This is a genomic window from Granulicella sibirica (assembly GCF_004115155.1).
Lineage (GTDB): Bacteria > Acidobacteriota > Terriglobia > Terriglobales > Acidobacteriaceae > Edaphobacter > Edaphobacter sibiricus.
Genome location: NZ_RDSM01000002.1, coordinates 596,970 through 608,578, shown reverse-complemented (window position 1 = coordinate 608,578; position 11,609 = coordinate 596,970). Strand labels below are relative to the sequence as shown.

Sequence of the window (11,609 nt, the reverse complement as noted above, 5' to 3'; positions counted from 1 at the left end):
CAGTCTATGACATCGACAGCTTTCGAAATGTCATCGCGCTCGAGACTCAGGAGAAGTGAGGTGCGACAGGATTTCTGAGGCGGTATTCCAGCTGGGCTTTCGTCGGTGGCGCATCCATCACTTCTTTGTAGGCTACGCGGAACTTCGCCATGTCCTCATTGGTACCAACCGTGATTCGAACGACGCTCGGCCACACGGCCCATGTCCGGCCGATGATGACCTTCTTCTGCGCCATCGCAGCCATGACCTCGTGCCCGTTGCGGCCGGTGTCGATCATGAAGCAGTTCGATTGCGATCCTGGTATCACCTTGTAGTTGTTGTCGGCGAGAAACTTAAGCGTGGTGTTGCGGGCGTTCGCAATGTAGGCCTTGCGCGTCGGGATAAGGCTGGTGTCTTCAAGCGAGACGCGCGCGGCGATCGACGAGGTGACGGGCATGGCGTTCTGGCCGCAGAGTTCGAGCTTGTGGAGGACATCGGGATGGGCGACAGCGAACCCGCAGCGGATGCCGGCCATGCCGTAAATCTTCGAGAAGGTGCGGAGGACGATGATGTCCTTGCGGTTGGCGGTCTGATCGACAACGGACTGGGCGTCCGAGAGATGGATGTAGGCCTCGTCGACGAGGAGCATGGAGTCCTTCGGCTTGTTCTCGAGGAGCCAGAGGATGTCTTCGCGGCTGGTGATAGTACCGGTGGGGTTGTTGGGGTTGCAGATGTAGATCACGCCTGCGTTCGGATCCTTAGCGGCCATTGCCTTGACGTCGTGAGCGTAGGTCTTAGTCAGGGGGACCGGACAGACCTTCGCCTTGGCAATCTCGGCGGCGCGGCCACCCGCTTCGTATGTTGGATCGCCTGCAACGAAGGAGCGCGTGGGGCCGGTGTAAGAAAGGACAGAATAGTGCAGCGGCTCAGACGATCCGGCATAGACGGCAAAATTGTCCGCGGGAATGCTGTTCTGCGAAGCGAAGACCTCGACCAGCGTCATCATCTCCTTGATGTCGTAGCGTCCGCCCTTGCCCGCAACGGAGGCAATGGCGGAGCGCGCCGCCTCACATGGGCCTAGCGGGTTCTCGTTCGCGTTTATCAGCACGGCATCGGGTGGGATGCTCGCGAAGAACTGCTTCATCATCTGCTGCTGCGACATGGGCTTTGGCGCGGGCTTGTCAGCCTGGAAGGCGGCGAAGGCGAAGTGCGATTCCGTGAGCACAGGGAGGCTGGCGGCAATGCCTGCGGAGAAGAGGAAGGAGCGGCGGGAGACAGCGGACGAGACGAGGGGCGACTTCATGGAGATCTCCTTCGAGAGGGTGCGGGTGGATGCACTACGAGAGAAATTCGAACAACGGGAGTCGCTGGGGGATCTGACTATGAAGATAGTGTGAAATTGCCCGGGACACAAGGAGATACCAGGGAGCGAATACCAAAGCTTCCCAAGCGACACGGCCGCGAGACCTCGACGGTGCATGGTGGCCGAAGACCTCCTACCGGTACCGCTTTCCTTACTAAATCTGCGAGGAAGGCAGAGGGCTGAGGTACAAGTTACTGATGTTGCTTACGATCTTTGCGTCGGCGTACTCGGGCCGGTGGGAGATCTCTTTCCACGCCGGATCGGCGACGAAGGTGCTCCAATTTTGGTTGAGGGTGGCGACGTCCGGGAAGGTCAGCATGTAGGTGAGGCTTGGCGTCCGGGAACCGACCAGCGTGCTTCCGAAGAAAACGGGCGCGAGGCCGGATTTGGTGAAGATCCCAATCTCCGCCTCGTTGAACATCTTCACCTTCGTCACGTGCGCTCCGTAACTCGCGTTCTCGTAGGTGCGCAGTTGGAAGATGCGCTTTTCATGCTTCGGAACGACGAGCTTTGGCCATCCTGTGAACGCCGAGAGCATCGAGGTCTCGACGCGCTCAAATGCGGGAGCCGAGGCTGGCGCGTTCCAGAAGTCCTGGGCCGCCTCAACAAACTTCGAATCGTGAGCGAGGCGAAGGTCGACCGTGAGCAGGGTTTCGGCCGAGGTGGATGGGAGCAGGAGGTATAAGGTCGGAGTCTCGGGGCCGATGTCGAGTTTGAAGGCACCTACTGTGGAGATCCCAAGGCGATTGAGCGCAGGAATCATCGCGTGCTCGAAGAACTTCCCGGTAATTTCCTGCTGGGGTCCGGTGCGCAGCGTGTATTTCCGCAGTTGGTAGAACTCCATCGAAGAACTCTCCTGCGCCTGCATCTCGCCGCCTTTCATCGCCAGACCAACACCCGCGCCTGCAATCATCGAAGCAACAAATTTTCGCCTTTGCAAAGAAGCCTCCCGGAAACTGCACATAGCTTACCCGAGACACTCGAACGCTGGCATAGAGGGCATGAAAACGGCTACCCATTGGGCAGCCGTTTCTCTTTCCTGCACGTTGGAATCGCCTACTTCACGGCTTCGATCTGTACCTCTTTCGCCTCAAGATTGAGCGTGGTGACGCGGAAGCTGCGCATCTGGCCTGCCTGCGGAAGATCGGGCTTGGCGGACTTGGCAGTCGATGCTCCCTTCCACTGCGCGGAGAGCATGGTCGTGAGGGCAGACAAGTCGAGTGGCTGGCTCACCGTTTCCTTTACCTCTTCAGCAGCCATGGGCATGAGGCAACGAACGCGGATGCCTTCGCCAAGCTCGACCAGTGCCGACCCGTCCTTGATCTCAACGAGGCGGCCAGTGACGACGTCACCGACGGTGTGCTCGGCGAGGAACTCGTCGAGACCGGTTGGGATGAGGGCCTTCATGCTGAGGCGCATCTGGCGCTTCTCGCGATCAAACTCGAGTACCTTCGCCTTGACGATCTGGCCGGTGCGAAGGACGTCTTGCGGATGATTGAGGCGCTTATCCGCGACGATCTCCGAGATGTGAATCATGCCTTCGATGCCTTCGCTGACCTGTACAAAGGCCCCAAACGTCGTGAAGCTTAGTACGGCTCCTTCGATCGTCGCGCCGACGGGAAAACGCTCCGGCACCTCGGCCCAGGGATCGCCCAATGCCTGCTTGAGACCAAGAGCCATGCGGCGTTCCGTGGGGTTGATGCCCAGGATGACCACCTCAACCGACTCGCCCGCCTTGAGCGCATCGCTTGCTTTGCGGACCTTCTTGGCCCACGACATCTCGGAGACGTGAACCATGCCTTCGATGCCGGGCTCGATCTCGACGAACGCGCCGAAGTCGGTGGCGCGGGTTACGACGCCGTGCACGCGGTCGCCGGCCTTTAGGCGATCCTCGATGCCATCCCATGGATGCGGCAGAAGCTGCTTCATGCCGAGCGCGATGCGCCTCGACTCGGGATCAACCTTGAGAACCTTGACCTCGACCTGCTGGCCTACGGTCAGGACGTCGGATGGCTTCGCGACGCGGGACCAGGAGATGTCGCTAATATGCAATAGGCCATCGACACCGTTGAGTTCGATGAAGGCTCCATAGTCGGTGAGACTGCGCACGGAGCCATGGACGGTGTCACCTTCCTTTACTTCGCCGAAGCGCTGCTCCTTGATGCCGCGCTCTTCGGCTTCCAGGATCGAGCGCCGGTCGACGACGACATCTTCATCGGCTTCGTCGAGCTTGATGATGCGGCAGCGAATCTCCTGTCCGACGAGCCTCTCCTGATCGGCGGCATCACGTACGCCGCTGCGGGAAACGGGCATGAAGGCGCGGACGCCCACGTCGACCGAGAAGCCTCCCTTGACGACCGCGGTCACGGTTCCCGTGATGGTAGCGGCTTCGTCGAAGGCTTTCTGCAGCGAGGTCCAGTCCTTCGGTGCGGCGACCTTAATAAGCGAGACCTCGTAGTAGCCCTCTTCGTTGCGGCCTTTCACGGAGACAAGGAAGGTTTCTGAGGGCTTTACCTCCGAACCTTTAGGTCCGAGTGCAGCAATGGGGAGGATGCCTTCCGTCTTGAAGCCGATGTCAAGGTAAACGGCGTCTTCCTTAACTGCGATGACCGTGGCACGGATCTGCTTGCCGTCTTCTCCTTCGCGCCGCGTGTTCGTCCGCTCAAACTCTTTGTAGATGGCGTCGAATGACTCGGTCTCGCCGCCCTGCTCGTCGAGCTTGTCACTCAGGACGGGTTCAACGTTTGCCTGGACTTGCACGGTTGCTTCTTGCGACGCGCTCAGATTCTCTTGGCTCATGGTCAGGACTACCCCTTTACAGGTACGAATTTCGCGATCATACCACCGGGGGTTGGACGTTCGCACACATCGCATGTCGCGTCAAAGAACACGTTTTCAACGGGCGGACCCGGTACGATGGAGGAAGTTATGTTGATCACCTCCCCTGCTCCAAAGCCCGATCTGAACGTCCTTTCGCCCGAAATCCTTGCCCACATCGCCCACATCATGAGCATCCCGTTGAGCGGACTTGCGGCCGTCATCACGCTGCTCGATGAGGGTGGAACGGTGCCGTTCATCGCGCGTTATCGCAAGGAGGCGACGGGGAATCTGGATGAAGTGCAGATTCGGGACATAGAGGAGAAGCTTGCTTACTTCCGCGACCTAGCTGCCCGTCGAGCGACGATTCTCGCCTCGATCGAAGAGCAGGGCAAGCTGACGGATGAGTTGAAGAGAAAGATCGTCGCGACTCTCGATAAGAGCGAACTGGAAGATCTGTATCTTCCCTATCGGCCCAAGCGCCGCACCAAGGCGACTATCGCGCGAGAGCGTGGGTTGGAGACTCTCGCCCTCTATATCTGGAACCAAACCGCTACGGATGCTCCTCTGATGCAGTTTGCCGTGACCTTCGTCGATCCTGCGAGGGAAGTAAACAGCGTCGATGATGCACTCGAAGGAGCACGGCATATCGTGGCTGAGATGCTGAGCGAGTCAGCGGAGATACGCAAGGCTCTGCGCACGCTGCTCTTCGAAGAAGGCGTGGTCGTGAGTCGGAAAGCAACCGATGGCGAAACCAAGGACGAGCAGGCGAAGTTCGCGATGTACTACGACTTCCGCGAACCCGCGAAGGCGATTCCCTCACATCGCATGCTCGCGATTCGTCGAGGCGAGTCGGAGTCGGTGCTTTATTTCCTGATCGAGCTTGAGGCAGAACGAGCGACGGCTGTTCTACGCAAGCACACGCTGAAAGCAGAAGGCGATTGGACGCCACAGCTTGAGCTTGCTATCGACGACGCGTGGAAAAGGCTTCTGAATCCTTCGATCCAGGGCGAGCTTCGTCTCGACCTGAAGAAGCGATCCGACACGGACGCGATCCAGGTCTTTCGAGATAACCTGCACCATCTTCTCCTTGCACCGCCGGCGGGGCCACTCGCGGTTCTTGGCATCGATCCCGGTCTACGCACCGGATGCAAGGTCGCGGTGGTTGACGAGACAGGTAAGTTCCTCGCGAATGATGTGCTGTATCTACATACCTCGAAAGGAGCCGCAGATGGGGCGGGGCGCACGCTCGAAGCTTTGATTGCGAAGCACAATGTGCGTGCGATTGCGATCGGGAACGGTACGGCCTCGCGTGAAACCGATGCGTTCATTCGCGACTTTCTCAAGGAGCGCGCAGCTAAATATCCCGACGCGCCGATCTTCTCGGTGACGGTCTCGGAATCGGGAGCGAGTATCTATTCGGCATCTGACGTGGCGCGGCAGGAGTTCCCCGATCTAGACCTTACGGTGCGCGGTGCGATCTCGATTGCGCGGCGTTTGCAGGACCCGCTTTCGGAGCTGGTGAAAGTCGATCCGAAATCGATCGGTGTCGGGCAGTATCAGCATGACGTCGACCAGAGGCAGCTGCAGCAATCGCTTGAAGCAGTGATCGAGACATGCGTCAATCGTGTAGGTGTCGATCTGAATACGAGTTCGTGGACGCTGCTTCGCTATGTAGCCGGTATCACCGAGCGAACGGCCCTTTCGATCGTGAGCTTCCGCAACGAGAACGGCCGCTTCAAGTCGCGAGCGCAGTTGAAGAAGGTCCCGGGCATCGGCGCGAAGACGTTTGAACAAGCCGCGGGATTCCTTCGCATTCGCGGTGGGGAGAACCCGCTGGACGCGACGGCTGTGCATCCTGAGTCTTACCCAGTGGTCGAGCAGATCGCGGCATCGCTGGCAACACCGATCGCCACACTGATCCAGATGCCCGAGCTTCTCTCGAAGGTCGATGCGAAACAGCTTTCGGCTGGCACTTATACTCTGAAGGACATCCTCGAGGAACTCCGCAAACCGGGCCGCGATCCACGCGATAAGTTCGTCGCGCCGAGCTTTTCGGAGTCCGTGCGTGAATTCGCGGACGTGATTCCGGACATGGTCCTCGAGGGCGTGGTGACGAACGTGACAAAGTTCGGTGCGTTCGTCGATATCGGCGTTCACCAGGACGGCCTCGTGCATATCTCCGAGTTATCCAACCGCTTCATCAAAGACCCGAGCGAAGCCGTAAAGGCTGGGCAGATCGTCAAGGTGAAGGTGCTGAACGCGGATGCAAAGTCGAAGCGGATCGCGCTCTCGATGAAGGCGCTCATGGAGCCGGGGCAACGGCCGCAGGGTAGTCGTCCCGCACAGCCTCAGGCGCAAAACGGCAGGGCGTCCGGCCCACAGGCTCCTCGCACGAATCAGAAGGCCGCGGCGCCGCCGGCGAAGCTTTCGATGGACGATAAGCTGGCCGCGCTCTCGACGCGGTGGCGCGTCTCCTAGAAAGCTCTGATCAGGAAAGCATCGCGCCGGTCAAACTCCGCACCTGCTCGATCTCATGGGCCGCACACCACTTGCGCAAGCCGGTCGAGATCGTTTCGACCGCGCGCGGATCGGCGTAGCTGGCAGTGCCGACTTCGACCGCAGTCGCTCCCGCAAGCATGAACTCCACGACATCCTCCGCCCGCACGATGCCTCCCATGCCGACGACCGGAATTTTCACCGCGCGCGAGGAGTCATGCACCATGCGGACGGCGATGGGCTTGATCGCCGGGCCCGATAGCCCACCAGTCACATTCGCGATGCGTGGGCGTCGTGTCTCGACATCGATCGCGAGGGACAGAAAGGTGTTGACGAGAGAGAGCGCATCCGCACCCGCCGCCTCGGCCACGCGCGCCATCCCTGCAATGTTGGTCACGTTCGGCGACAGCTTCACCATCAGCGGCCTCTTCGCTACCACTTTGCATCGGCTGACGAGGTCGCCGAGAAGCTCGGGATCGGTCCCGAAGACCATGCCACCGTGGCTCGTATTCGGGCAACTCGCGTTCAGCTCATACATCACGATACCGGGCGTGTCGTTGAGGACGTGGATGACCTCGATGCAGTCCTCGACCGTGAAGCCGAAGATGTTCGCAATGACGACCGCGTCGGCGAGCTTCCGGAGCTTTGGCATCTTTTCGGCGGCGAAGGCCTTGACGCCCATGTTCTGGAGGCCGATGGCATTGATCATGCCAGCGGCGGTCTCGATGATGCGCGGAGCGGCGTTTCCGGCCATCGGTTCGCGCGACAGGCCCTTTGTAATGAATCCGCCGATCCGATCCATGTCGATGATGTCGTCGAACTCCACGCCGTAACCGAAGGTTCCACTCGCCGCGAGGACGGGTGAGCGAAGTTCCACGCCTGCGACTGTCACGGACATATCCACAGCTTTGCTCATCTGCACGCCCCGATTCTTCGATTCTAGCGACAGCAGCGCCCGGCGGGCGCGCAAAGCCCCGCCGAGCCGCCAAACCAGATAAAATCAGCCCTGATGATCGATCTAGCCTACGTTCGGGCCAACCTCCCGACGGTCGAAGCCAAACTCCGCGCTCGCGGGACCGACCCAAGCCTTCTTGCCGACTTCGCCTCCATCGACCGCGACCGCCGCGACGCCATCACCCGGGTCGAAACTCTGAAGGCCCAGCGCAACCAGCTTACGACCGAGATCGCGAAGCTCCGCAAGGCAGGCGAAGACGCCTCCGGCCCGACCGAACAGACGCGCATTCTCAAAGCCGAGCTCGAGTCGCTCGAACAGACCGCGGCCGATGCCGACGGCAGGTTGAAGGAGATTCTCCAATCGCTTCCCAACCTGCAGGCTAATGACGTTCCTGAAGGCAAGTCGGCTGACGATAATGTCGAGGTGAAGCGCTGGGGGACGATCCCTGAGATCGCCAACCCGAAGCCGCACTGGGAGCTTGGCGAGCAGCTCGGCATTCTTGACTTCGACCGCGCGGCCAAGATTTCCGGTTCGCGTTTCGTCGTGCAGTTCGGCCAGGGTGCCCGTCTCGAACGCGCTCTCGCGAATTTCATGCTCGACCTGCACACACGCGAGCACGGCTACACCGAAGTCCTGCCGCCAAACATGGTGAACTCAAAGTCGCTCTTCGGCACCGGGCAGCTTCCGAAGTTCGCCGAAGATCTCTTCCACTGCGACGACAAGGGGCCGTACGTTCCCGGTGTCCAGCAGGAAAATGACCACTGGCTCATCCCCACCGCCGAGGTCCCGGTCACCAATCTCTTCCGCGACGAGACGCTAGAGGAATCCGAGCTGCCGATCTCGTTCTGCGCATATACCCCTTGTTATCGGTCCGAGGCTGGATCCTACGGACGGGACGTGCGGGGGATGATCCGCCAGCACCAGTTCCAGAAAGTCGAACTGGTGAAGTTCGCCCGACCAGAAGATTCCGCGGCCCAGCATGAAGCCCTCACGCGCAATGCCGAAACGGTGCTCGAGAAGCTCGGGCTCCCCTACCGCCGCATGCTTCTCTGCGCTGGCGACATGGGTGCGGGAGCCGCCAAGACATACGATCTCGAAGTCTGGCTCCCCGGCCAGGCTCTCTATCGCGAGATCTCTTCCTGCTCGAACTTTCACGACTTCCAGGCACGCCGCGCGAACATCCGCTTCAAAGCGGCGCAGGCAAAGAAGTCCGAGTACCTGCATACGCTCAACGGCTCCGGGCTCGCCGTCGGCCGAACCTACGTCGCGATCCTCGAAAACTATCAGCAGCCCGACGGGTCCATACGCATACCGGAGGTTCTCGTGCCCTACATGAACGGCGAGACGACAATCACGCGGCAGAAAGTCAGGAGCTGAGCATGGCAGCCGGTCGCGTCCTTCGCAGCTATATCTTCTGGACCTACGAGCGCGGGAGCTTTCACTACGACGTGATGGTGACGCTCATACTGCTGTTTCTTTTCGTGTCTCCGCACCTGATCGACTTCAAGGACAAGCCCGTGCCGACAGTCGCGCTGCACTCCTCCGAGGTGCTTATCAAGGAAGTCGGGACCGCGCCGAACGGGTCGAGCGAGTTCCTGTACGAGATCCGTGCGGACCAGGTTTCCGATAGCGCCGAAAGCATTGGACAGAGCATGGACACCGAGACCGGCCGCCGCTCGGCGATCCTGCGCACCGTCGAGCCGATTGCGGGCGAAGTGACGCTCGAGCGCTACGAGCCTGTCCTCGACACACATGGAAAGACTGTTGCATGGCATGCATGGGTGCTGCGCTAGCCTTCCTTTTTCCCCTCGCCGATCATCCAAACTATCGGAGCAAATTGACCATGAAGATCCCGCACACCCTCCGCCTCGCTTCCCTGCTTCTTTGCTGCACTCCAGTCGCATCCATTGCTCAACAAAGCCGTCTCGATAGCGTACTCAAGCAGATGGACGAGGCCAGTACGAAGTTCAAGTCGGCGCAGGCCGATTTCACGCAGGATCTCTACGAGCGCGTGGTCAAGGAGACGACGACCGAGACCGGCTCCGTCTTCTTTGAACGCAAAGGCACGAGCACGGAAATGGGCCTGAAGATCCAGCCGCCCAACACACGCTTCGTCGACTACAAGAACGGCGTGGCACGCATCTTCGATCCGGGCGCGAACCACATCACGGAAATTCGAGCCGCGCAGTATGAACGCTTCCTCACGCTTGGCTTCGGCGGCAGTGGCCACGATCTTGCCGCCGCCTGGACCATTACCGATCAGGGCCCGGAGCAGCTCAACGATGGTTCGGGAAACGTGACCGTCGAGAAGCTCGACCTCGTCTCAAAGGACCCGGCTGGTCGCAACAACTTCAGCCATATCACCATCTGGGTCGATCCGACGCGGAGCCTCTCGTTTAAGCAGCAACTCTTTACCCCATCGGGCGACTACCGCACCTCTACGTACACGCACATCCACTACAACCAGAAGGTCGACGCCGGCCCGTACGCCATCAAGCTGGGTAAGAATCCGACGATCGACCGCCGTTAGTATTCTCAGCAAATACCGCCGAAGCCCATACAACGAGCACCGGAAAAAGCTCGAGCGTGTAGCGCGGCTCGGAGTTATCGATCGTCGCTAGCATCGCGCAGCGCAGCAGGCAGAACAATGCCATCGCAAAGACCACACCGCCCCGGCCTTTCTGAATGACACCTAATGCTGCGAGCAGAAAGTAGCCCAAGTTCACGACGCCGAATCCGAGCGCCACCCAGGAGCCTGCGCGATGGTCACGGAAAGCCCACCAGTCCAGCGGCAGGTTGAGGAGCTCCGTCCGCGGCCGGAAGAGCATGTTCAGCAACCTTGCCACAGGCATCACGACGGAGTAGCGGAAGCGGCTCACACGGATGCGGTCCTCTGCAATCTTTGCGAACCTCGTGTCGAAGGCGGCGGTAGCGGTCGTGGTCTGGTTGTACTCGTCGAGTAGCTGCGCCGTCTCGCGATATTGCGCTCGAGAGTCGAAGGCACGCGATGGCAGATCCGCCACGTTGATGGGATCGCTGTCGTAACGCCAGTACACCTCGTCAGTCGAGAGGAAGTCGACCCCGAAGGTCCGGTACCAGCGCATGAAGCCGAATGGCACAAGCTCGCCCGGGTCGTTCGCCTGGCGAGGGGCGAGCGGTTGGAACACGTGGAAGGCTATCCAGTTCCGAGCAGCCCACGGAGCCAGCGGAGCCACTACCAGTAACGCAGTCAGAGCCACCGCCGACAGACCCCGTCTGACCCCGCCCCGGCAGGTTATCCACGCCATCGTTGGGACCAAGGCGGCTGCCAATAGACCCTGCTCGGGCCGAAGAAGCACCGCATAAGCAAGGGATGCCCCAACAACCCAGGCCCATCGGTTCACGCCAAGGCCGGCTTTCTGCCAGCGGGTCATCCCGTAGAACGCGGCAGCGACGCAGAAGATGCTCAGCGTCTCGGTCAGGACCGCGCCGGTATACTCGGCCGTGAACGGGCAAAGCGCTCCGAGCCAGAGCGCGGCCCACCAAGCCCTTCGCCCGTACATCCAACCAGCCGTGCCAGCCACAAGCCCGCAGGTGGCGAGGTCGATAGCGGCCTGGACATACATCACTGCTCGGTAGTGCTCTACCCCGAAGACCGCGAAGCATCCCGCCAGAAAAAGGGGGAAGCCCGGGAGCCTCAAGAGCGTCGGGCGGGGTGTTCCCGACATTCCCGTAAAGCCGAAGACGCCATGCTGATATAGGTTTTTGGCGATGTCACCATAGATGAGGGAGTCACCGTTCACCCGCTGACCGTGGGCGATCATCCACAACCGCAGAACCAGGCCCGCGGCCATCGCCAGCACCACCCAAAGCGCGCTCCGGCGCTTATCTTTTGTCCAGTATCCCGGCCCGATGTTCTGCATATTCAGGTGCTTATGATACCCCCACCATGATCTCCGACGGCCGAGCCAACGCGGCTTGCCGATGGGCCGTCTACCCCCTGTACCTGCTAGGATG

Annotated in this window: 9 protein-coding genes; 4 read left to right on the top strand and 5 right to left on the bottom strand. The window is 60.4% G+C overall.

Annotated features, from left to right (window positions below; translation table 11 throughout):
* Window positions 1–46: 46 nt before the first annotated feature.
* From GRAN_RS13450 to GRAN_RS13440, 3 genes are all read right to left on the bottom strand, one after another.
* Window positions 47–1,282, bottom strand: a complete 1,236-nt coding sequence (locus GRAN_RS13450) for a pyridoxal phosphate-dependent aminotransferase (protein ID WP_128913532.1) — start codon at window positions 1,280–1,282, stop codon at window positions 47–49.
* 214 nt (window positions 1,283–1,496) lie between these two features.
* Entirely contained in the window at window positions 1,497–2,282 is a 786-nt protein-coding gene (locus tag GRAN_RS13445) for an NIPSNAP family protein (protein WP_192898016.1), read from the bottom strand.
* A gap of 116 nt (window positions 2,283–2,398) precedes the next feature.
* Window positions 2,399–4,102, bottom strand: a complete 1,704-nt coding sequence (locus GRAN_RS13440; RefSeq protein ID WP_241654567.1) for a S1 RNA-binding domain-containing protein — start codon at window positions 4,100–4,102, stop codon at window positions 2,399–2,401.
* A 168-nt stretch (window positions 4,103–4,270) separates the two neighbouring features.
* On the opposite strand from GRAN_RS13440, the gene GRAN_RS13435 reads away from it, so the two are divergent.
* Window positions 4,271–6,640 carry a Tex family protein gene (locus tag GRAN_RS13435; protein WP_128913530.1) on the top strand — a complete coding sequence of 790 codons (2,370 nt, stop codon included), beginning with the start codon at window positions 4,271–4,273 and terminating at the stop codon, window positions 6,638–6,640.
* A 10-nt stretch (window positions 6,641–6,650) separates the two neighbouring features.
* Here the strand turns inward: GRAN_RS13435 and GRAN_RS13430 are convergent, their stop codons facing one another.
* Entirely contained in the window at window positions 6,651–7,574 is a 924-nt protein-coding gene (locus GRAN_RS13430; protein WP_241654566.1) for a dihydroorotate dehydrogenase, read from the bottom strand.
* A gap of 93 nt (window positions 7,575–7,667) precedes the next feature.
* On the opposite strand from GRAN_RS13430, the gene serS reads away from it, so the two are divergent.
* From serS to GRAN_RS13415, 3 genes are read left to right on the top strand one after another with little or no spacing between them, the layout of a single operon-like run.
* On the top strand, window positions 7,668–8,990 hold the full coding sequence (gene serS, locus GRAN_RS13425; protein WP_128913529.1) for a serine--tRNA ligase: 1,323 nt from the start codon (window positions 7,668–7,670) through the stop codon (window positions 8,988–8,990).
* A 2-nt stretch (window positions 8,991–8,992) separates the two neighbouring features.
* The gene (locus GRAN_RS13420) at window positions 8,993–9,406 is read left to right on the top strand and encodes a hypothetical protein (RefSeq protein ID WP_128913528.1); all 414 of its coding nucleotides are present in this window, start codon (window positions 8,993–8,995) and stop codon (window positions 9,404–9,406) included.
* Window positions 9,407–9,456: 50 nt separating this feature from the next.
* Entirely contained in the window at window positions 9,457–10,143 is a 687-nt protein-coding gene (locus GRAN_RS13415; RefSeq protein WP_128913527.1) for a LolA family protein, read from the top strand.
* On the opposite strand, the gene GRAN_RS13410 is transcribed toward GRAN_RS13415, so the two are convergent.
* The gene (locus GRAN_RS13410; RefSeq protein WP_128913526.1) at window positions 10,106–11,515 is read right to left on the bottom strand and encodes an ArnT family glycosyltransferase; all 1,410 of its coding nucleotides are present in this window, start codon (window positions 11,513–11,515) and stop codon (window positions 10,106–10,108) included. The two genes, GRAN_RS13415 and GRAN_RS13410, sit on opposite strands and share 38 nt — an antisense overlap.
* Between the last annotated feature and the right edge of the window lie 94 nt (window positions 11,516–11,609).

Bases quoted from the DNA above. Each gene is read 5' to 3' on its own strand.
- GRAN_RS13450 (WP_128913532.1), bottom strand. From the start codon at position 1,282: ATGAAGTCGCCCCTCGTCTCGTCCGCTGTCTCCCGCCGCTCCTTCCTC.
- GRAN_RS13435 (WP_128913530.1), top strand. From the start codon at position 4,271: ATGTTGATCACCTCCCCTGCTCCAAAGCCCGATCTGAACGTCCTTTCG.
- GRAN_RS13430 (WP_241654566.1), bottom strand. From the start codon at position 7,574: ATGAGCAAAGCTGTGGATATGTCCGTGACAGTCGCAGGCGTGGAACTT.
- serS (WP_128913529.1), top strand. From the start codon at position 7,668: ATGATCGATCTAGCCTACGTTCGGGCCAACCTCCCGACGGTCGAAGCC.
- GRAN_RS13420 (WP_128913528.1), top strand. From the start codon at position 8,993: ATGGCAGCCGGTCGCGTCCTTCGCAGCTATATCTTCTGGACCTACGAG.
- GRAN_RS13415 (WP_128913527.1), top strand. From the start codon at position 9,457: ATGAAGATCCCGCACACCCTCCGCCTCGCTTCCCTGCTTCTTTGCTGC.
- GRAN_RS13410 (WP_128913526.1), bottom strand. From the start codon at position 11,515: ATGCAGAACATCGGGCCGGGATACTGGACAAAAGATAAGCGCCGGAGC.